The 21,276-nt window shown below is 66.9% G+C and carries 13 protein-coding genes; 4 read left to right on the forward strand and 9 right to left on the reverse strand.

Annotated features, from left to right (window positions below; genetic code table 11):
• The first annotated feature begins 356 nt into the window (after positions 1–356).
• The gene (locus BMY29_RS12710) at positions 357–872 is read left to right on the forward strand and encodes an 8-oxo-dGTP diphosphatase (protein WP_049991843.1); all 516 of its coding nucleotides are present in this window, start codon (positions 357–359) and stop codon (positions 870–872) included.
• Positions 873–943: 71 nt separating this feature from the next.
• On the opposite strand, the gene BMY29_RS12715 is transcribed toward BMY29_RS12710, so the two are convergent.
• Positions 944–1,918: a quinone oxidoreductase family protein gene (locus tag BMY29_RS12715; RefSeq protein ID WP_049991844.1), complete on the reverse strand. Its 975-nt coding sequence runs from the start codon at positions 1,916–1,918 to the stop codon at positions 944–946.
• A 191-nt stretch (positions 1,919–2,109) separates the two neighbouring features.
• On the opposite strand from BMY29_RS12715, the gene proS reads away from it, so the two are divergent.
• Both proS and gltB read left to right on the forward strand, forming a co-directional pair.
• Complete coding sequence (gene proS, locus BMY29_RS12720; RefSeq protein ID WP_049991845.1) at positions 2,110–3,591, forward strand: proline--tRNA ligase; 1,482 nt, start codon at positions 2,110–2,112, stop codon at positions 3,589–3,591.
• Positions 3,592–3,974: 383 nt separating this feature from the next.
• Positions 3,975–8,528, forward strand: coding sequence for a glutamate synthase large subunit (gltB, locus tag BMY29_RS12725; RefSeq protein WP_173424947.1), 4,554 nt, complete (start codon positions 3,975–3,977; stop codon positions 8,526–8,528).
• 55 nt (positions 8,529–8,583) lie between these two features.
• Here gltB and BMY29_RS12730 read toward each other — a convergent pair whose 3' ends face one another.
• The 3 genes from BMY29_RS12730 to BMY29_RS12740 form a co-directional block, all read right to left on the reverse strand.
• Positions 8,584–9,246: a class I SAM-dependent methyltransferase gene (locus BMY29_RS12730; RefSeq protein WP_049991846.1), complete on the reverse strand. Its 663-nt coding sequence runs from the start codon at positions 9,244–9,246 to the stop codon at positions 8,584–8,586.
• A 210-nt stretch (positions 9,247–9,456) separates the two neighbouring features.
• Complete coding sequence (locus tag BMY29_RS21110; RefSeq protein ID WP_177179246.1) at positions 9,457–11,064, reverse strand: hypothetical protein; 1,608 nt, start codon at positions 11,062–11,064, stop codon at positions 9,457–9,459.
• A 195-nt stretch (positions 11,065–11,259) separates the two neighbouring features.
• Positions 11,260–12,264 (reverse strand): RAD55 family ATPase, encoded by a 1,005-nt coding sequence (locus BMY29_RS12740; protein ID WP_049991780.1) that lies wholly within the window; start codon positions 12,262–12,264, stop codon positions 11,260–11,262.
• Between the two features lie 171 nt (positions 12,265–12,435).
• On the opposite strand from BMY29_RS12740, the gene BMY29_RS12745 reads away from it, so the two are divergent.
• Positions 12,436–13,425, forward strand: a complete 990-nt coding sequence (locus BMY29_RS12745; protein WP_049991781.1) for an NAD-dependent epimerase/dehydratase family protein — start codon at positions 12,436–12,438, stop codon at positions 13,423–13,425.
• Between the two features lie 13 nt (positions 13,426–13,438).
• On the opposite strand, the gene BMY29_RS12750 is transcribed toward BMY29_RS12745, so the two are convergent.
• The 5 genes from BMY29_RS12750 to BMY29_RS12770 form a co-directional block, all read right to left on the reverse strand.
• Positions 13,439–13,723, reverse strand: a complete 285-nt coding sequence (locus tag BMY29_RS12750; RefSeq protein ID WP_049991782.1) for a hypothetical protein — start codon at positions 13,721–13,723, stop codon at positions 13,439–13,441.
• Between the two features lie 733 nt (positions 13,724–14,456).
• Entirely contained in the window at positions 14,457–15,188 is a 732-nt protein-coding gene (locus BMY29_RS12755) for a TIM barrel protein (RefSeq protein WP_049991808.1), read from the reverse strand.
• A gap of 34 nt (positions 15,189–15,222) precedes the next feature.
• On the reverse strand, positions 15,223–16,383 hold the full coding sequence (locus BMY29_RS12760) for a Gfo/Idh/MocA family protein (protein ID WP_049991783.1): 1,161 nt from the start codon (positions 16,381–16,383) through the stop codon (positions 15,223–15,225).
• A gap of 201 nt (positions 16,384–16,584) precedes the next feature.
• Positions 16,585–18,600, reverse strand: a complete 2,016-nt coding sequence (locus BMY29_RS12765) for a glycoside hydrolase family 127 protein (RefSeq protein WP_049991784.1) — start codon at positions 18,598–18,600, stop codon at positions 16,585–16,587.
• Positions 18,601–18,663: 63 nt separating this feature from the next.
• The gene (locus BMY29_RS12770) at positions 18,664–21,207 is read right to left on the reverse strand and encodes an alpha-L-arabinofuranosidase (protein ID WP_143067698.1); all 2,544 of its coding nucleotides are present in this window, start codon (positions 21,205–21,207) and stop codon (positions 18,664–18,666) included.
• Positions 21,208–21,276: the final 69 nt, after the last annotated feature.

A 21,276-nucleotide genomic window follows, 5' to 3' on the forward strand; every position in this document is an offset into this window, starting at 1 on the left:
GCCCACACCGGCCGGCGGTTCGCCGCCGATTCCGCGCTCGCGGGTCCGCCGATTCGGTCGGACGACGCGCACATCGCGGCTCGCTGCGCGAGTAGGGATCCGCTCAGACCACTACGTCCCAGGTGTGGCCGCAGTTTTTGCATTCCAACATTCTTCTCACTTCTGGACCGAGCAGTTCCCCCTCGATTTCCGTTCCCGCCCGTTTCTTACAGTCCGGACACCTCACCCCTTTCATCCCGTATGAATATGAGATCTGGCTCGCATAAACTGTGTCGGCGACTGGACAGCCGTTCGAAGCGTTCCGATGGACTCGAGCGAGAACGCACGTTTTTCACGGTCCGAACGAACGGGCGGGTATGATCGAGGCGACGCTTTGTTTCCCGCTTCGGACCATCAGTCGCGGCGACGATCCGACCGCCGACGGCGACGACGGCCGCGAAGTACTCCTGATCGAGAAGCGACGCGGCCTGGGCGAGGGGTGGTACAACGGCCCCGGCGGCAAGTGCGAACCGGGTGAGACACCGCAGGAGTGTGCGGTCCGCGAAACGCGCGAGGAGGTCGGCCTCGACGTCCGCGACCTCGAAAAGGCAGGTGAACTCCGATTCCTGCTCGACGGCGAGGTCCACACCTTCTGTCACGTCTTCCGCACTCGCTCTTTTACCGGCGAGCCGACGCCCTCCGAGGAGGCCAGGCCGGAGTGGGTTCCGATCGGGGACGTGCCCTACGACCAGATGTGGGAGGACGACCGACTCTGGCTGCCTGGCGTGCTCGAGGGGAAGACGGTGCGCGGCGAGTTCCGGTTCGAGGGCGGCGAGCCCCTCGACGAAGCGGCGTTCGTCGACCACGACCTCGAGTGGGACGTCTCGTTCTGAGCCGTCAGTTCCGCTGATCGCTGCGGGTGCGATTCCGCGCGGTCGCCGATTCCGGCGACTCGCTCGTCCGGTTACGGCTTCAGCACGACTTTCCCGGAGCTCTTGCGGTCCTCGATGTACTGGTGGGCTTCGGCCGCGTCCGCGAGCGCGAACGACTCGCCCAGGACGACCTCGAGGTCGCCGCTCGCGAGGCCCTCTGTGAGATCGGGGACCGCCTGCATCACCCTGCTCGGGTCGTGGGCGGCCGCCTGGCCCAGGTGGAATCCCTTGACGGTCTTGTTCTCGAAGAGCAGGCGCTGGTTCTCAGCCGCGGCGGGGACGCCGCTGGCGACGCCGTAGGTGACCATCCGGCCGAAGTGAGCCATCGCGTCGAGACTGCGCTCGAAGACGTCGTCGCCGACGCTCTCCAGGACGAGGTCGACGCCCTCGCCGTCGGTCTCCGCGTCGACGACCTCGCGGAAGTCCGTCTCGGTGTAGTTGATCGGGTGGTCACAGCCCAGGTCGGCCGCCAGGTCGAGTTTCTCCCGCGTGCTCGCGGTGCCGAAGACCTCGGCGCCGGCGTTGGACGCGAGCTGGACGGCGGCCGTGCCGACCCCGCCCGCGGCGGCCTGGATCAGGACGGACTCGCCGTCCTCGAGCCCGCCCCACTCGAAGAGGCAGGCGTGGGCGGTGAGGAACTGGACGGGAAAGCCGGCGGCCGCCTCGAAGCTCATCCCTTCGGGAACGGGAAAGAGCAGCCCGGCGTCGGCGACGGCGTACTCCGCGTAACCGCCGGTGTCGAGCATCGCGACGACGCGGTCGCCCTCGGAGACGTCTTCGACGCCCTCGCCGACGGCATCGACCGTGCCCGCGGCTTCCATCCCAGGGACGTAGGACGGCTCGGGACCGCCCGGGTAATGGCCGCGACGTTGCATGACGTCCGCGAAGTTGATCCCTGCGGCTTCGACGTCGATCCGGACCTGGCCGGCCGCCGGCTCCGGGGTCGGAACGTCGACGACCGAGAGTTCGTCGCTCTCGCCGTACGCGTCGACTTCGATCGCTTTCATATCCATCGTTCCTACCAGCCTCGCGTGCATAAAACCGAGAGAACCGGAGGAAACGAACCAACGGTTTGCAGTTTGATCGACGTTTCACTGCGAGAACCGACGTTCGCCCGCTCGGCGACCCGTCGTCGGCGACGTCCCGGCGCGTCCGCCCTTCGTATGGTTTAAGCCTGCGCTGACTGCATGTCGTAGCAATGAGCGACGAGAGTCAAGAACTCGGGATCACCGAGTCAAAATCGCACAAGCCCGGCGAGTGGTACGCCGAAGTCGTCCAGAAGGCCGGCCTGGCGGACTACGCGCCCATGGGCGGGTTCATCGTCACGAAGCCCCGCGGCTACGCGCTCTGGGAGGCCATTCAGGACGCGCTCGACGGCTGGTTCAAAGAGACCGGCGTCGACAACGTCTACTTCCCGATGTTCATCCCCGAGAGCTTCCTCGAACGGGAAAAGGACATCGTCGAAGGGTTCGACCCCGAGGTCGCGTGGGTCACCCAGGGCGGCCACGACGAACTCGAGGAGCGCCTGGCGGTGCGCCCGACCAGCGAATCCATCATCGCGCCGTTCATGGCCGACTGGGTCCGCAGTCACCGCGACCTTCCGCTGCGCCTGAACCAGTGGTGTTCGGTCGTCCGCTGGGAGGCCACGGAGACGAAGCCGTTCTTCCGGACGAAGGAGTTCATGTGGCAGGAGGGCCACACCGCCCACGCGACCGACGAAGACGCCTGGGAGGAGGTCTGGACCCGACTCGACCAATATGAGCGCGTCTACGAGGACGTGCTGGCGATTCCGGTGCTGCGCGGGAAGAAGCCCGAACACGACAAGTTCCCCGGCGCGGACACCACGACGACCGTCGAGGCGCTGATGCCCGACGGCAAGTCCGTTCAGGGTGCGACCAGCCATAACCTCGGGCAGAGCTTCGCCGAGGCGTTCGACATCACCTTCGCCGACGAGGACGAGGATGAGCGGACCGCTTACACCACCTCGTGGGGGCTCTCCTGGCGCGCGCTCGGGGCACTCATCATGACCCACGCCGACGATCAGGGGCTCGTGCTCCCGCCGACGATCGCACCCACCCAGGTCGTGATCGTCCCGATCTGGCAGGAGGACACGAAAGACGACGTCCTCGAGTACTCCGAGGAAATCGCCGACGATCTCGAGGAAGCCGGCTTCCGCGTCGAACTCGACGACCGCGACGAGCGCAATCCTGGCTTCAAGTTCAACGAGCACGAACTCAACGGCGTTCCCCTCCGGCTGGAGATCGGCCCCTACGAAGTCGAGGACGAGGAAGTCACGCTCGTCCACCGCCCGGACAGCGAAGAGACCGTCGAGGACCGCGACGGGATCGTCGATGCCGTCGACGAGCACCTCGAGGAAATCTACGACAAACTCTACGAGACGGCCGCGGAGAACCTCGAAGCGAACGTCCGCGAGGCCCACAGCCCGGAGGAGATCCTCGGGACGATCGGCCAGCACGGCGGCTACGTGAAGACGCCGTGGTGCGGCGACGAGGCCTGCGAAGAGGTAATCAAGGAGAAGATCGCCGCCGAAATCGTCATGCAACCGCTGGACGACGAGGGCGGTCGGACGGCCGGCGAGGTCCCCGAACCCGACCACGACGAGTGCGGCGTCTGCGGCGATCCCGCCGACGAGGTCGCGTACTTCGCGAAGTCGTACTGATCGACCGCGACCCGATCGGGCGGTTCGACGAGCGCTCGACCAGGCGGCCGCGCGCCGACGCGAACGTCGACAACTGGTGAATTGCGGGAGACAATCCCTCACACGCCTAAAGAGTTAGCCCGATATTGCTTACCGGGGGAAACGGTCTAGAAAAACGTGGTGTTCACTCTGGTGGGTGAACACTACGTGCCTCTGACATGACTCCCTCCGCCGGGGGAGTTTTCCTGATCAAATCCGTCAGCGCTGCGGCTCGCGCTCCGAAGACAGTCGTGATAAATCATGTTATATTGCTGTCCATATGCCTTATATCTGTATATATGTGTTTAAAAAACACTTAGCCATAATGGGTTAGCCTCTTATATTGGTTTCCGCTATGGCGTGGTATGCCACAGCCACATATAGCGTCATCCACCGAGCGTTCGCAGGGGCTCGCCGACCCCGAGGACGCGCGGTCGAACTGCGGCGTCGGCGTCGTCATGGACCTCGATGGGGACGGGGGCCACGACGTCGTCGCCGACGGGCTCGAACTACTCCACAATCTCGAACACCGCGGAACGACCGGCGCGGAGAAAGACACCGGTGACGGGGCCGGTATTATGCTTCAGACGCCGGATTCGTTCCTCCGGGACGTTCTCGACGCCGACCTCCCGGGCACCTATGCCGTCGGTTCGCTCTTTCTGCCCCAAGACGAGACGGCCCGCGAAGCGCTCGTCTCGCTGGTCGAAGAGACCGTCGCGACCTACGACCTCGACGTCCTCGAGTGGCGGGACGTCCCGACGAACAACGACGACCTCGGGAAGACGGCCGTCGACTCCGAACCCGACGTCTGGCAGGTCGTCGTCGTGCCCGAGGACGACATCTCCGGCGACGACTTCGACCGCCGGCTCTACGTCGCCCGACGCGCGCTCGAAAACGCCGTCGAAGCCGCCGATATTGAGAACAAGGAACGCTTCTACGTCGTCTCCCTCGACTCGAAGACCGTCGTCTACAAGGGGCTGCTGAAGGGCGAGCAGGTACCCGCCTACTACCCCGACCTGACCGACGAGCGACTGGAATCGACGTTCGTGATGGTCCACGAGCGGTTCTCGACCAACACGCTCGGCGCCTGGCACCTCGCGCACCCCTACCGGAACATCATCCACAACGGCGAGTTCAACACCATTCAGGGCAACATCAACTGGATGCGCGCCCGCGAGACAGACATCGAGAGCGACGTCCTCGACGATCTCGAGGCGGTCAAGCCGATCATCGACGATCCCGACCAATCGGACACCGCGAGCGTCGACAACGCACTCGAACTGCTCATGCAGGACGGGCGTGACCTCGAACACGCCCTCCGGATGCTCGTTCCTGAGGCCTGGCGGGGCGACGACGAGATGGATGAGGACCGCAAGGACTGGTACGACTTTCACGCCTCGCTGGTCGAGCCGTGGGACGGGCCCGCGCTGGTCGCGGCGACCGACGGCGAGCGCGTCGGCGCCGTCCTCGACCGTAACGGGCTCCGTCCCTGCCGGTACGACGTGACGACGGACAACCGGCTGATCATGGCCAGCGAGGCCGGCGCGTTAGAGACCGAACCCGCTGAGATCGAGGAACGCGGCCGCCTCCAGCCCGGCCAGCTATTCCTCGCCGATCCCGACGAGGGCCGGGTCATCCCTGACGAGGAGGTCTTCGAGGACCTCACCGACGACCGCTACGGCGAGTGGGTCGAACAGGAGCAGGTCCACCTCGACGACATCCGAACCACGAACGACCGGACGCCCCAGCAGGAAGTCGCGGGGCTGCGCGACTACCAGGCGGCCTTCGGCTACACCCACGACGAGCTCGAGAACCTGATCGAGCCGATGACCCAGAAGGGGAAGGATCCGGTCGGCTCGATGGGCGACGACACGCCGCTGTCGGTCCTCACCGAGTTCAACCGGCCGCTGTTTTCCTACTTCAAGCAGCTGTTCGCACAGGTTACCAACCCACCGCTGGACTACATCCGCGAGGAGCTCGTGACGTCGATGGAGTCCCGGCTGGGCTACCAGCGCAACCTGCTCGACGAGTCCCCCGAGCACGCCCGCCAGCTCGTGCTCGACTCGCCGATTCTCACCGACGTCGAACTCGAGTCGATCCGCGACTGCGAGGCCAACGGCATCACGGCCGCGACGATCGACATCACCTACGAGCCCGCGAGCGACGAGCCCGGCGACGACCTCGAAGCGGCGATCGAGCGCGTCCGCGAGGACGCCGTCGAAGCCATCGAGGACGGCCACGACGTCATCGTCCTCTCGGACCGCGGCATCGACGAGGACCGGGTCGCGATCCCGAGCCTGCTGGCGACCGGCGGCGTCCACCACCACCTCGTTCGCAACGGCCTTCGCAACCACGTCGGCCTGGTCGTCGAGTCGGCCGACCCGCGCACCGTCCACCACTTCGCGACGCTGGTCGGCTACGGCGCGGGCGCGATCAACCCCTACCTGGCCTACCAGACGATCGAGGACATCACCGCCGGCCCCGACGGCGCCGACGCCGAGGTCGCGATCGACGCCTACGTCGGCGCGGTCGAGGACGGCCTCCTGAAGATCATGGCCAAGATGGGCATCTCGACGGTCGAGAGCTACCAGGGCGCCCAGATCTTCGAGGCCGTCGGCCTCGACTCGGACCTCGTCGCGGACTACTTCGAGGGGACCGAGAACCGAACCGAGGGGATCGGCCTGGCCGAGATCGAGGCGGACCTCCGCGAACGCCACGTGGCCGCCTTCGGCGGCGAAGAGGAGCCAAACCTCGACCGCCACGGCGAGTTCGAACACCGCTCGGGCGGGATCCACCACCAGTGGAACCCCGACACCGTCGGCGCACTCCAGCAGGCGGTCCGCTCGAACGACTACGAGCGCTATCAGGAGTTCGCCGCGAAGATCAACGACCAGCAGCAGAACCTCCAGACCCTGCGCGGGCTCCTCGAGTTCGAGTCCGACCGCGACCCGGTCCCGGTCGAGGAGGTCGAGCCGATCAAAGACATCGTCGAGCGATTCTCGACGGCGGCGATGTCGCTGGGTTCGCTCTCGCCGGAGGCCCACGAGAACAACTCGATCGCCATGAACCGGTTGGGCGGCAAGTCCAACTCCGGCGAGGGCGGCGAACCGCCCGAACGGTTCGGCACCGAACGCGAGTGTAACGTCAAGCAGGTGGCCTCCGGGCGCTTCGGCGTCACCTCGACGTACCTCTCGAACGCCGACGAGCTGCAGATCAAGATGGCCCAGGGCTCCAAGCCAGGCGAGGGCGGCCACCTCCCCGGCTCGAAGGTCAACGAGATGATCGCCCACGTCCGCAAGTCCACGCCTGGCGTCGGGCTGATCTCGCCGCCGCCGCTGCACGACATCTACTCGATCGAGGACTTGAAGCAGCTGATCTTCGACCTGAAAGCCGCCAACGAGGAGGCGGACATCAACGTCAAGCTCGTCTCCGAGGCCGGCATCGGCACGGTCGCCGCCGGCGTCGCGAAGGCCAACGCCGACGTGGTCCACATCTCGGGCCACTCCGGCGGCACGGGCGCGTCGCCGCGCACCTCGATCAAGAACGCCGGTCTGCCCTGGGAGCTCGGCCTCGCGGAGGCCAACCAGATGCTGTGTGCAACCGGCCTGCGCGACCGCATCCGCGTCTCGACCGACGGCGGCATGAAGACCGGCCGCGACGTGGCCGTCGCCGCCCTGCTAGGCGCCGAGGAGTACGTCTTCGGGACGGCTTCCCTCGTGACCTCGGGCTGTGTCATGGCCCGGCAGTGTCACAAGAACACCTGCCCCGTCGGCGTTGCCACCCAGCGCGAAGACCTGCGCAAGCGGTTTCCCGGCGAGCCCGAGCACGTCATCAACTACATGACCTTCATCGCGCAGGAACTGCGCGAACTCATGGCCGAACTCGGCTTCCGCACGATCGACGAGATGATCGGCCAGGTCGACGTCTTAGAACAACGCGACGACGTCGACCATCCGAAGGCCCGCAACGTCGACCTCTCGGAGGTGCTAGCGGACCCCGGCAGCGAGGTCCGCCACAAGATCCGCGAGCAGGACCACGAGCTCGAGGACCAGCTCGACCACGATCTCATCGAGGCCGCGGCCGACGCCATCGAGGACCAGGAACCGGTCAGCCTCGAGACCGAGGTCACCAACGTCGACCGCACCGTCGGCGCGATGCTCTCGAACCGCATCACCAGCCGCTACGGCGAGCCCGGCCTCCCCGAGGACACGATCACCGTCGACCTCGAGGGGACCGCCGGCCAGAGCTTCGGCGCGTTCCTCGCCAGCGGCGTCTCGATGCACTTGGACGGCAGCGCTAACGACTACGTCGGCAAGGGTCTCTCGGGCGGCAAGATCGCGGTCCGAACCCCCGAGACGGCAGCCTACGATCCGACCGAGAACGTCGCGATCGGCAACGTCGCGCTCTACGGCGCGACCGACGGCCAGCTGTACGTCAACGGCGTCGCCGGCGAGCGCTTCGCCGTTCGAAACTCCGGCGCTAAGGCCGTCGTTGAGGGCGTCGGCGACCACGGCTGCGAGTACATGACCGGCGGCGTCGTCGCCGTCCTCGGCGAGACCGGCAAGAACTTCGCGGCCGGCATGTCCGGCGGCGTCGCCTATGTCTACGACCCCGACGACGAGTTCGCGGCGAAGGCCAACACCGGTATGGTCTCGCTGCACGACGAACTCGAGGACAAAGACGAGCAGATGCTTCGCCGGCTCGTCGAGAACCACGTCGCCTACACCGGCTCCGAGCGGGGCGAACTCCTGCTCGCAAACTGGGAGCGCGCGCTCGACGCCTTCGTGAAGGTCATGCCCGAGGCCTACCACGAGGCGATCACCGAGCAGGGTTCGGACGACGTCCGCAACGAACTACCCGGTACGCCCGAGGCAGAGGCCGCGACCGAGTCGGCCAGCTTCGCGGCGAGCGACGACTAACGACCCGCGCGTACCGCTCTCTCGTTCTCGATTTCCGGCTCGCTTTCGGTGCTGACTACGCCGCCAGCCGCGCGTGAAAGTACGGAAATCGAACGTCGTCATCCTCGGCTAACTCGTCCTGAAACGTCCCGTCCGCGACGATCTCGAACCCGGCCGACTCGAGGTGGTTGCGGGTGGCCGCCGCGCCGGCCATGCTCCACTGCATTTCGGTGCCGGTCGCGAGCCAGTCCGGATTCGCGCCGGTCCACTCGGTGTGTCCCTCCGTGAGGAGCAGACGGCCGCCTGGCCGGAGCACGCGCGCGAACTCGTCGATCACCGTCGGATGGTCGTCCGCCGGGACGTGAATTACCGAGTAGAGCGCGGTGACGGCGTCGAAGCTATTCGCGACGAACGGAAGCGTCGTCAACTCGCCCTGACACAGCGCCGCATCGGGAACGAACTCGGCGGCCGTCTCGAGTTGGGACCGCGAAAAGTCGAGGCCGACGGCCAGGCCTGGTTTCTGCTCGCTCTCGTCCTCGTCCCCGATCGACGGATCGAGCGCGCGCTCGAGGACCGGACCGCCGTGTCCGCAGCCGGCGTCGAGGAGCCGAAACCCCGGCGCCAGCGCGTCGAACACCGACTCGAGGGCGACGGCCTCTTCGTCCGTCGCAACTCGCTCGCCGGCGTAGGTCGACGAGAGTTCGTCGTACGCACGGCGAACGTGGTTTCGATCCGTCATGCCCGATAAATACATTATGAGTGATAAGTGTCTTCTGCAGATACGTGTCCCGGTCACTCGTCCGTCGCGGTCGACGGCGTCGGCGATTGGGCCAGGTCGATCACGAGGACGGAGGTGCCGGTGTTGGGACTGCTCGTATCGGCGGTCGGGACGACGGCGGCAAAAACGAGGGTGATTTCGGTCGCGACGGCGCTCGGCGGGCGGGCCGCGTTAGCCGGAGCGGTAATCCTCGTCGTCGGTCGGATCGCGCTCGTGGACGTGGCGACGGTTGCTCATGTCGTCGTTCTCGTTCCGGCGCTGCCGGTGGCGCTCGTCACTCGAACCCTGCTCCGTCTCGCGGTCTTCTGTCCAGCTACCCTGCTCGGAACGCGGCCCCCGTTGCTGGTACTGCAGGCCGCCGCCGGACTGCTCGCGGTTCGTGCGGTGGCCCTGCCCGTGATCGGAGTAGCCGGTGTCACCGCGGTCGCGGTCGAACCGCTGGCTGTCGCCGTAGTCTCGATCCTGCTGCCCGTACTGATCGCCGCCCCGCTGGCGGCCGGCCTGGTTGCCCTCGCTTCGCTGATGGCGGCCGGCTTCGGACTGGCCCTGCCGGTACTGGCTGCCGTGTTGCTCGCCGCCCTGCCGATAGTTGGTGCCGCTCTGCTGCTGGCGGCGTTCGCCCTGCTGGTGTCGGCTCTCGCCACCCTGCTGGCGCCACTGCTCGCTCTCGTCGCCACGGCCGGCCTGGCCGGCGCGGCCCTGGTTGCGGTCCATGCCGCCGCCGGCCTGGGTGTCGCGGTTCTCGTGCCAGCGCTGCTGGGCGCCCTCCTGCTCTCGGCCGCGCTGGGTGCCCTGCTGGCCCTGCTGCTCGCTCCGATAGCGGTCGCCGCCCTGCTGCTGGCGGCCCTGGTTCTCCGTTCGATCGCGACTCTGCTGGCCGCGCTGGCCCTGCATCCGCTGTTGCTGCATCCGATCCTGGCCGCGCTGGTTCTCCGTTCGATCGCGACTCTGCTGGCCGCGCTGGCCCTGCATCCGCTGTTGCTGCATCCGATCCTGGCCGCGCTGGTTCTGCATCCCGCCCTGCTGGAAGGCCTGCTCCGACTGATCAGTTCCACGGGCACTCTGCTGGCCGCCCTGGCGCTGTCCGCCGGACTGTTGACTCCGTCGGCCCTGTTGGCCCTGTTGCTGTCGACCCTGCTGACCGAACTGCTGCTGGTTTCGCTGCCCGCTGCGGTGTCCCTCCCGCCGGGCTTCGCCACCGTACTCGAGGTTCGCCTGGTCGGTCGCGTTGGTCTCGAAGCCACTCTGCTGGCCGCCCTGGTGCTGGCCCTGCTGACCGGATCGCTGTCGGCCCTGGCCTCGTTGCTGTCGGCCCTGCTGACTCTGCCGACGGTTCATCCGCTCTTGCTGGCCGCCCTGGCGCTGACTCTGCTGGCCGGACTGTTGCCAGTCCTGCTGGTCGCCGCGCTGTGACCGTCCGCGCTGGGGGTAGTCACCCTGACGTGGCTGATCGGACTGTCCGCCGCGCTGACGGTCGCTACCGAACGACGTTCCGGAGCCGCGTCCCCAGCCGGCGTCGTCGGAGGACGCGCCCTGCTGGCCCTCGGTTCGTCGTCGTTCTCGGTCTCGGTGCTCGGGCCCCTGTGCGCCGCGGTCGTCGCTCTCGCCGCGGCTGAACAGGCCGTGGAGCCAGCCGCGGTCGCTACCGCCCTGGCCCCGGTTCTGATCGCCCCGATCGCGTTGGTCTCGACCGCGATCCTGCGTGCGATAGCCGGTGTCGTTCGACCGTTCGGTGCGCCCTTCGTCCCGGTTTCGGTCGGTGTCGTATCGGTCGTTCATAGTTGTGGCCGTCTCGTGGACCGTCGGTGTGGTTCGATCGCCGATCACTGACTCGCCCCGATCGGCGCGCTAGTCGCTGGTGACTGTGAGACTGCGAGTGATGCTAGGCCGAACGCGCGGATAAATCCTGAGCGTGAGTTCGCGTGCAAGGCCGAAACCGGCCGTTAGACGCCACACATTCGCCACATGCAGCACTCACCGGTGCCGCATCGACTGTCGGTGTCCGTCGCCGATTTCGTAGACCTGGCGGGCGTCCGTGTTCGGCCCGAACGCGAACAGGCCGCGGGCGGGCTCGTGTTCGTAGGTTACCCACTGGGGGAGGAACTGAGCCCCGATGAGCTTGCGGACGGCGAGCTGTTTGAGCCGGGCGTCCGGCACGAGCTGATCCGTCAGCCGGAGATCGACGATGCCGTCGAAGACGTACTCCGCCTCCGGGGGGCCGCCCTCGCCCGCCGTCGATGCCGCGGCGACGACTGGAACGAACCGCGCCTTACAGACGGTCGCCCGGACGTCCGTGACGAACTCGTGGACCAGCCGGTCCTGGAGGATCGACTCGAGTTCGTCCAGCGAGTCGAGCGTGACCAGGCCGGTCTCGGTCATCTCGAGGTCGTCGAGCGCGCCCCGGAGGCTGTTGATCAACTCGCGGCGGTCGCCGGGATCGCGAACTTCGACGATCGCGTCCTCGGCGGCCTCGCCAACGAACGTCGACCAGTCGTTGCGCTGCTCGAGGAACTCCTCGCGGTCGTCGAGCCGGTGGGTGAAACAGTCGATGATCCGCAGGCGATCGGTTTCGAGGGCCGGCAGAACGTTCCAGCCGTTCTGGTAGAACCGCTCGAGGGTCGCCGTCGGCGGGTTAGCGAAGGACATGACGACCGCGGGTTCGCCGCGTTCGAGGGCGCGCCAGGCGAGTTCGATGCCGAGTTCGGCCCGTCGGGTACCCTCGTCGCCCGAGAGGAGGAGAAAAGAGTCGGCGGGGATGCCGTTCGGGACGAGCGAGTCCAGCGGTTCGACCCCGGTGACGACGCGCTTGTATGCGACGGGGTCGACCATCGTCGAGTCGTCGGCGGCGGCCTCGCGGCAGGCGGTCGAGCAGTACATGCCGTCGTCGGTCTCCTCGGGGTCGCCCGGGATCGGATAGTGACAGTGGCCACATTCGAGTGGATACTCGCCCGCAGGATCCGTCCAGAGCTGTTGTGACATATCGGACCGCCCTACCACGAACGGGTCAATAGAACCCTCTCCACGACAATCGTGACTCTCACGCGAGAGAACGAATCTCAGTGCGAGCGCGAGCGACATCAGACGACCGGTGCCGACCGTTCCGACCCCGTCGTTCGCCATCGTTTTCACCCGCAGCCGCGAGATTCGGATATGGACAGCGCACTCGTCATCGGCGGCACGCGCTTTATCGGCCGCCATCTCGTCGAGGAACTGCTATCACACGACTACGACGTGACGCTGCTCACCCGCGGGAACCGCGAGAACCCGTTCGAGGGCGACGACCGCGTCGATCACGTCGAGGGCGACCGCACGAACGAGACGTCGCTCGAAGCCGCCGCGACCACCGGCGAGTACGATGCCGTCTTCGACTGCGTCGCCTACCACCCGAGCGACGTCCGCGCCGCCACTCGCGTCTTCGACGACTGCGAGGCCTACGTCTACGTCTCCAGCGGCGCGGCCTACGGCCGCGAGGAGATCCCCAAGCGAGAGGACGAGACGCCGCTGCACTCCTGTACGCCCGACCAGGCGACCGACGACTCGTTCGAGACCTACGGGAACCGGAAGGCGGAGGGCGACCGGGCTGTCTTCGCGGCGGCCGAGGAGGGCGTCCGCGCGATGGCCGTCCGCCCGCCGATCGTCTACGGGCCCCACGATTACACCGAGCGCTTAGACTGGTGGATCGACCGGGTAAACCGGTTCGATCGGGTCGTGGTCCCCGGCGACGGAACGAACCTCTGGCACCGCGTCTACGTCGAGGACGTCGCCAGCGCCCTGCGGATCGTCGCCGAAGACGGCCAGGCGGGCGAGGCGTACAACGTCGGTGATCGGCGGCTCGTGACGGTAGAAGAAATGGTCGAACTGATCGCCGACAGCTTAGACACGTCTGTCGACATCGTCAACGCTGGCCCCCGCGAACTCGCGGCCGGCGACATCGCGCTCGACGACTACCCGCTCTACCGAGAGTACCCCCACGTCCTCTCGACGGCGAAACTCGCCGCGCTGGGCTGGGAGTCGACGCCGCTCGAGGAGGCGATGGACCGGGCCGTCACGGACCACCTCGAGAGCGATCGGGACGGCGACGAGAACGGCCCGGACCGCGAGGACGAGGAACGCGTTCTTGGGGTTCTGGATACGCTCTGACGCGTCGCTTCGGTCAGGCCGGTCGCTCTACTCGCGCAGCCGTTCGAGCCGTCGCGCCGTCGACGGCGTCGGCGAGAGCCAGGTGAACGGACGATAGCGCTCGTTCGGTCGCATCGACCAGGCCGGCGAACGCGAGGACGAACCCGCTTCCGAACCCGACGACGGCGAGGAGACGGTACGTGCCGCGTGAGTCGCGGTCGGCCTCGTTTCCGTACCGAAGCGTATAGCGACCGTAGAGCCGTCCGCCGAGGTAACCGGCGGCGAGAGTACTGAGCCAAAGCGCGATCACACCAGCCATATTCCACAATTCAGACAGATGTTTTATAAATAGTGTTAAATTAACATAGGTCTGATCTAGAATAGAAATGGGTCTCGACGGAATTGACGCTCCCATACGATAGCAGACGCTGGACCGACGAATCCGCGGCATCGTTCGTAGTCAACCGATCGTCCGTCGGCGGATCCGACCGCTGATTCCCGCGATGACGCGCCTGGGAGCCGGGATTCGGTCCCAGATCAGAATACGGTGTACGAACGAACCCCGATGAGAGGAGCGACCCCTGATAATATTCACTAAGTGGTAGATGTGTGATTATGACTGTATTATTATACATTCGGTGACGGAATCGTCTTTTTGAAACGAGAACCAACACTCAGCATCAACTCACAATAAAAATCGTAGGCTGGAAATTATACTCGAATATTATGGATATATGTGTTGCGGGGGCGGAGAATTTGTAAGTATAATTCCCACGTCGTTCTCCGATTCAGCCCTGATCCGGAGGAATCCGATACCGGCCCTGTAGCAGGGCTTGACCGGACGAAATTTGGGGAGAGCGGTTGAGATACTATTTACGCTTCGGTCATAACTCGCCCTATATATCTGAATTTGGGGATGAATACTAAGCAGATACTTCTATCGGTCGGCGATCGCCGCTCGATCGAGGATCGATGGATCCGCACCGAGCGGTTCCAACGGACCGAAGCCAGGCGGGCGTCGACGCGACGCGATCGGTTCCCGCACCGTTCGGCTACTCGGGGAATCGGGCGTCGACCGCGGCCATCGCGGCGTCCGGATCGCCGGTCGGCACGAACTCGCAGCCCACGTAGCCGTCGTAGCCGGCCGCGGCGAGCGCCTCGAGGACGGTCGCGTAGTCGAGTTCGCCGGTCCCGGGTTCGTGGCGCCCGGGTACGTCGGCGACGTGAACGTGCCCGATGCGATCGACGTTCTCCGTGAGCGTGCAAACGATGTTCCCCTCGGTGATCTGCTGGTGATACACGTCGTACAGCAGCGCTACCGCCGGGGAGTCGACCGCGTCGACGATCTCGAATCCCTCCCGCGAAGACGAGAGGAAGGAGTCGGGATGGTCAACCGCCGTATTCAGCGGTTCGAGGACGATCGTTACGCCCGCTCGCTCGGCGGCCGGCGCGACCCGCGAGAGGATATCGATGATAGTCCGGCGTTGCGATTCCCGATCGCGGTTCGCCTGGTCGGGCCCGCTCGTCGCGATGAGTGTCTCGATGCCGTAGTCGGCCGCCGTCTCGATTGACTCGCGGATCGTCTCGACCGCGGCGGCCGACTGCGCGGGTTCGGTGAGCGTCCCGCCCGCGGTACAGCCGGCGATCGCCAGGTCGTGCGCGTCGGCCGCGGCCGCGATCGCGTCGAGGTTCTTGTCGCGCCAGTCCCAGAATTCGACGGCGTCGGCGCCCGCATCGGCGGCGCGGGCGACTCGTTCACGAAACGGCTCATCGTCGTAGACCATCTCGAGACAGACGGAGAGGGGGAGCGTCGCCACGTTACGCACCCTTCGTTTCCGCCTCCCCCGCTTTCGCGTCGCCGTCGTCGCTATCGTCTTCGCCGGGGTCGGGCGCCAGGGCGCCGCTCTCGACCATCGCTGCGAGCGGGTTGTCGTCGATTTCGAGGGGCAGGTCGACGCGGCCGCGCCGGCGCGAGGACTCCCAGGCGGCGAAGATGAGTTCGGTCGCGGTCAGCGCGTTTTGCGCGCCGAGCTCGGGCTCCTCGCCCGTTTCGAGGCAGTCGACGACGTCGGCGATCGCGCGGCCGACGAGGGTCCAGTCGTGGAGGTCGTCGGCGACGTCGACGGCCGTCCACGATGCGTCGCCGGTGCGGCGGATTCGCAGCGCCGGGGGTTCGTCCGCCCCGTCGCCGGACGGCGCGATTTCGATCGTCCCTTCGGTGCCGATCAGCCGATTGTGACAGTCGACCATCCCCGTCGGACCGCCCTCGCTTTCGCCGCCGCTGTCGCTCGTTCCGAAGCCGGTAACGCCGTTCTCGTACTCCCAGCAGACGACGGCCTGGTTCTCGTTGTGCGAGCCGAACTGGACGTTCTCCTCGCGGTAGTCGACCTGCGCCAGAACCCATTCGCCGACGGTCTCGTCGACGAAGTAGTTACAGAGGTCGAAGGAGTGGGAGCCGTAGTCGAAGATGCCGACCGGCGCCGCGAACTCGACGCGCTCGAGGCTGCCGATCTCGCCGTCGTCGAGCAGTTCCTTCGCCGTCCGGACCGCATCGCTGAAGCGTCGCTGATGGTTGAACGTCAGCTGGACGTTGTGACGGGCGGCCTCCTGCACCATCAGGCGAGCGTCGCCGTACGTCTCGGCCATCGGCTTCTCGCAGTGCACGGCGTCGACGAGCCCCGAGCGGACGCAGTCGATCACGATCGGGGCGTGGACCGCGGGCGGGACGCAGACGGAGACGACGTCGGGCTCGACGGCCGCGAGCATCGCCTCGTAGTCCTCGAAGACGCGGTCGTCGCGGAGCCCGAACTCGTCGGCGAACGCCTCGGCGTTCGCACGAACGACGTCCGCGCAGGCGACGAGGTCGCAGCCGTCGACCGCCTCGTATCCAGTTGCGTGATGATACGCCATCGCGTAGCCGTCTCGGCCCGGATTCTCCGGCTCGGCACCGGTGCCGATCACGGCAGCCGTACGAGTCATAGACTACCCGTCAACGAGCACGAATTTACGCGTTTCGCTCACGACGGGCGGTGACGGCCCGCGACGAACGCGGGGAGGGACGCGTCGGTCGTGTCGAGGCAGTCGTCGACGAGAGCGTCGCGGAGAAGTTCCCTCGGCGCAAGGCGTGTCCGCGTGCCAGCGAGCCGGCGAACTCGGAGCCGCCTCGGAGCTGCCGCGCGATCACTCCTCGCGGAGCCAGACGCGCATCTCGCCGGGGGCGCGGTTGTCCCACGCGTAGTACGGGACGGCGGTGACCGACGTCGAGTGCCGCGCCGACTCCGCGGCCGGCCGGTAGAGCTCGCCGTCCCACTCCTCGAGTTCGGGAACCGTCGCGCCGGCCTCGATAGTGACGACGCCGCCGAGGAGGTCGTCCCGATAGCCGGCGTCGAACGCCGACGCCGTCTCGACCCGATACTGGTGGAGCGGGCGCTCGTGATCGACGCCCTCGAGACAGTAGACCAGCGGCCCGCAGGTCAGCGCGATCCGGCCAGCATCGGCCGCGACGGCCGGGTGGGCTCGGACCGGGACGACGGACCGCTCGAACGTAACTTCGACCCGATCGTTGATCCACTCGCGTTCGATAACGAGGTAGCCGTTGTCCACACCGCCACCGTCGCCACCGCTACCGCTACCACTATCGCGATCGACCGCAATCGAGACCGGCTCGCCGTTGACGCGAACCGACGCGTCCTCGCACCACGACGGAATCCGGAGTCGAAGGGAGAACTCGGTCGGCGTCTCCGGGTCGACGTCGAGCGTCACTTCGCCGTTCCAGGGGAGTCCGCTGGCCTGGTCGAGTTCGACGTCGGTCCCGTCGATCGGCACCGTCGCCGAACTCCCGACGTACTGATTCACGTAGAGGAGCCGCTCGTCCGATCCCGTGCCGGTATCGGTGCCGGTGCCGGTTCCGGTCGCGTACAGGTGCCGCCCGAGCGCGGCGAGCAGCCGCGCGACGTTGGGCGGACAGCACGCGCACTCGAACCACTCCCGGCGGTGGTGGTCGCCGTCGCTCGCCAGGCGGTTGTCGTAGAAGAACGCGGTCCCGTCGAGGGAGAGACCGACGAGGACGGCGTTGTACAGCGTCCGCTCGATCAGGTCGGCGTACCGCGCCCGGCCGGTAAGCTCGAACAGCCGCCGGTTCCAGAAGACGCTCCCGATCGCCGCGCAGGTCTCCGCATAGGCGGTGTCGTTGGGGAGGTCGTAGTCCTCGGTGAACCGCTCGCCGCGGGCGCTCGAGCCGATCCCGCCGGTGACGTACGTGCGCCGTTCGGTCATGTGCTCCCAGAGGCGCTCGAGGCGGGCGAGCAGGTCCTCGTCGCCGGTTTCGGCGGCGACGTCGGCCGCGCCGGCGAGGAAGTACATCGCGCGGACCGCGTGGCCCTCGACGGCCTCCTGGTCGCGAAGCGGCGCGTGATCCTGGGCGTAGCGCCCGTCGTAGTCGCCGTCCTCGTAGAAGGCCTCGCGGGCGTCCGCAGCGACGCCGCCGTCGTCGGGATCGTAGCCGGCAATCTCCTCGATCCGTTCTAGTTCTCGCGCCAGGCGGTCGTCGCGACCCCGGCGCTCGACGAAGTACTGCGCGCGCTCGACGTAGCGCTCCTCGCCGGTCGCCCGCGAGAGTTTCACCAGGGCGAGTTCGATCTCCTGATGGCCCAGAACGCCGTCGATCGCATCGCCAAAGCGGTCGTCGATGTGGTCGGCGAACGCCGTTGCGACGGAAAGCAGGGACGTCTCGTCGGTCGCGCGGTGGTGGGCAACGGCGGCTTCGATGAGGTGGCCCGCGCAGTACAGTTCGTGCATCATGTTGAGGTTCGTCCACCGCTTCTCGGGTTCCTCGAGCGCGAAGTAGGTGTTCAGGTAGCCGTCCTCGCCCTGTGCGGCCGCGACCAGGTCGATCACGTCGTCGACCCGCCGGCGGAGGTCGGAATCGGGGCCGGGATCGTCGCGCGTAGCGAGGACGTAACTCGCCGCCTCGAGCCACTTGTACGCGTCCGAATCGGCGAACCACATCCCCTGAAAGCCGCCGTCGGCGCCGTCGGCCGTCCGGCGGAAGTTCTCGAGACAGCCGCTCGCCTCGAGTTGCTCGTACTGGTACTCGAGCAGGTCCTCGCGGGTCGTCTCGAGCCAGCGGTTCCAGAACTCGTCGTCGATGGTCACGTCGGCTGGATCGACCGACGCGGCGCGTCGAATCGGTGCCATCGAGTGACACCGACCAGTGCGACAGCCGTAACTCTTCGCCTCCGTGACCTGTCTGCGGAACTGCTACTCGTTGCACTCCGCTGCGTCGGTCGATCGCGCGTGCTCCGGCGGTCCGCGGCCCGGGTTCTCGTCCGCGTGATTCCGCGGCCCGCGGCCGGACCCGTCGCCGCGCTCCGGCGGCCCCCGCCTGGCGCCGGCCTCGATCTCGATCCGGGCGACGGCCGACGGCGGGAGCCGAAGGTCGAGCGTTCCGTTCTCGCGAACCGGAACCGTCTCGGTCGCGACCTCGTAGACGGCCGCGTCCCAGTCGTACCATGAGTCGGGGTAGTCACCGAGTCCGTCCTGCTCGTCGTGGGGGTCGCCGGTCGGTCGCTGGACGGTCACGGTCGCCTCGGCAGGGGTGACCGCGTCGGGAACCTCGATCGCGACGGACGCGTCCGTCCGGAGGTTCCGGTTGGTGAGGAACGTACAGAGGGCGTCCCCGTCCGGCGTCGCCATCGACACCGCGTCGACGTACGGGACGTCCTCCATCGCCCGGATCCGGACCCCTGTTTCGGGGATATCACGCGTCTCGCCGTCGACGGCCGCGTCGATCACGTTCCACGTCCGATCGCCGTCGAAGACGGACGCGTACAGCCCCAGCGTGAACCCGACCGGGAGCAGCGGGTTCGGATCCGCCGGGTGATCGACGTGCTCCGGCGGGAACATCCGAACGGGGAGGTGCGTGTGACTCGCCCGCCGCACGTGGTCGCTCTGTCGGATGAACGCGTTGAACATCCCCGCGACGTACGAGGCGCCCGCCATCGTCGGCATCCCCGGCCACGGATCGCCGTCGGCGACGGTCGGGTACAGTCCCCACTCGCCGATGAAGAACTCCGGCTCCTCGAGGCCGTGCGACGCCGCCAGATCGGCGGTCTCGCCCATGAGCTCTCCGAACTGCGTCGGAAACATGAGCAACACCTCGTTGTAATCGAGTGCGTCGGCGTCGTGTTCGGCCTTCCACTCCTCGACGCTGCCGGGGTCCTCGTCGCGGATGCCCCAGTTGTACCGGTGCATGCCGATCCCGTCGAGATCGCTGCCGATCACGTCGAACAGGGTGTCGTTCCAGCGCTCCGGATCCGGGAGGTTCTCGTCCCCGTACATGGGGTCCATTCCGTCGGGGATCACCGTGATCGAATCATCGACGGCCGTCATCGCCTCGATGAACTCGGTCGTGCGCTCGGCGAACTGCTCCGGGTCGTGGGTGCCGCCGGCCTGCCAGCCGCCCCAGACCTCGTTACCGATCTCCCACACCTGCACGTCGAACGGCTCCTCGTAGCCGTGTTCGGCCCGAAGCGCGCCGTACTCGGTATCGGTCGACCCGTTGCAGTACTCGACCCAGTTTGCGGCGTCTTCGGGCGTAATCGGCTCCGGCGGCTGGAACTCGCGGTCGGTGTCCTCGACGGTCACGCCGACCGTGATCGTCGCTTCGACGTCGGTGACCTCGCAGAATTCGACGTACTCCGCGGTCCCCATGAGGTTCGGATCGAGGCCGTTCCACACCACGTTCGGCCTGATCGGCCGCTCCTCGACGGGGCCGATCCCGTCTTCCCACTTGTAGGTGCTGGTGACGTTCCCGCCAGGCCACTTCAGCAGCGAGACGTTCCGGTCGTCCATCAACTCGATGGTCGTCGGGTTGAACTTTCCGTTGACCGCGTCCGCGGGGAGCAAGGAGAGCCAGTCCAGATCGACGTGGCCCGTCCCCTCGGCGACGATTTCGAGGACGTACTCGCCGTAAGGGGACGCGACGTCGTCTAGGGCACCGCCCTCGAGCGTACTGCCGCTGCGCTCCGCGAGTTCCAGGTCGATCCCGTCGTAGCGCTCCCACTCGTCGGTGAGGCCCTCGATCGCCGCGCTTGCGAGCACGTCGCCGTCGGGAGCGGTCAGTCGAATGTCGAGGGCGTCGATCCCGTCTGCGCGGACCGAGAGCCCGAACTCGTAGGCGAGCGTCCGCCAGTCGGGGAGTGGCAGTCGCTGTTTGACCCCGCCGACCGCGTCGTCGAGGACGACCCGCTGGTGTTCGTTTCGGGGCTCCCGATCGACGGCCGGCCAGCCGCCGTCGGACTCCCACGTACCGAGGCCGCGAACGCCGCCTTCCTCGGGTCGCTCGAACGCAGCCTCGTCGCCGACCGGCTCCCAGGGGAACGGGAGTCCGTCGTACCGACCGACCTCGTCGAACCCGTAGACGTGGGAGACGTGGTCCGGTTGGACCTGGCCCCAGGCGACGAACGCCGTGTTCGTGACGTGTTCCGCGTAGATCCCGGGGTAGATCTCGTGGGCCCCGTAATGTTCGGCGAACCGGCCGAACAGCGTCTCCGGCACGTCACGCTCGCCGCGCTCGTCGGCGTCCATCGTCACCATCGCGTCGAACGACTCGGCCGCTTCGTCGTCCGCTCGGTCTTCGTCGCCGTCTCCCTGCTCGGTGCCGTCCACGGCATCGTCACTGGCGCCGGCGACCAGGCCCGCACCGCCGACGACCAGGCCGGCCGTGGCTGCGGCCTGAACGCCGAGGTACTGTCGTCGTCTCATCGACCGATTCGAATCGGGGTGGTCGGTATGCTCACCCATAAGACTCTAGTAACGCTCTCAGTTAATAATAGTTAGTGATGGAAATAATTCGAAAATATAGTCGCGAGC

Origin of the sequence: Natrinema salifodinae (assembly GCF_900110455.1) — an archaeon.
Lineage (GTDB): Archaea > Halobacteriota > Halobacteria > Halobacteriales > Natrialbaceae > Natrinema > Natrinema salifodinae.

What these genes read in the sequence shown, in the direction of transcription:
- BMY29_RS12770 (WP_143067698.1), bottom strand. Translation starts at nt 21,207, where the DNA reads ATGGGTGAGCATACCGACCACCCCGATTCGAATCGGTCGATGAGACGA.
- BMY29_RS12750 (WP_049991782.1), bottom strand. Translation starts at nt 13,723, where the DNA reads ATGGCTGGTGTGATCGCGCTTTGGCTCAGTACTCTCGCCGCCGGTTAC.
- BMY29_RS12765 (WP_049991784.1), bottom strand. Translation starts at nt 18,600, where the DNA reads ATGGCACCGATTCGACGCGCCGCGTCGGTCGATCCAGCCGACGTGACC.
- BMY29_RS12755 (WP_049991808.1), bottom strand. Translation starts at nt 15,188, where the DNA reads ATGGTCTACGACGATGAGCCGTTTCGTGAACGAGTCGCCCGCGCCGCC.
- BMY29_RS12760 (WP_049991783.1), bottom strand. Translation starts at nt 16,383, where the DNA reads ATGACTCGTACGGCTGCCGTGATCGGCACCGGTGCCGAGCCGGAGAAT.
- BMY29_RS21110 (WP_177179246.1), bottom strand. Translation starts at nt 11,064, where the DNA reads ATGAACGACCGATACGACACCGACCGAAACCGGGACGAAGGGCGCACC.
- BMY29_RS12730 (WP_049991846.1), bottom strand. Translation starts at nt 9,246, where the DNA reads ATGACGGATCGAAACCACGTTCGCCGTGCGTACGACGAACTCTCGTCG.
- BMY29_RS12710 (WP_049991843.1), top strand. Translation starts at nt 357, where the DNA reads ATGATCGAGGCGACGCTTTGTTTCCCGCTTCGGACCATCAGTCGCGGC.
- BMY29_RS12715 (WP_049991844.1), bottom strand. Translation starts at nt 1,918, where the DNA reads ATGAAAGCGATCGAAGTCGACGCGTACGGCGAGAGCGACGAACTCTCG.
- gltB (WP_173424947.1), top strand. Translation starts at nt 3,975, where the DNA reads ATGCCACAGCCACATATAGCGTCATCCACCGAGCGTTCGCAGGGGCTC.
- BMY29_RS12745 (WP_049991781.1), top strand. Translation starts at nt 12,436, where the DNA reads ATGGACAGCGCACTCGTCATCGGCGGCACGCGCTTTATCGGCCGCCAT.
- proS (WP_049991845.1), top strand. Translation starts at nt 2,110, where the DNA reads ATGAGCGACGAGAGTCAAGAACTCGGGATCACCGAGTCAAAATCGCAC.
- BMY29_RS12740 (WP_049991780.1), bottom strand. Translation starts at nt 12,264, where the DNA reads ATGTCACAACAGCTCTGGACGGATCCTGCGGGCGAGTATCCACTCGAA.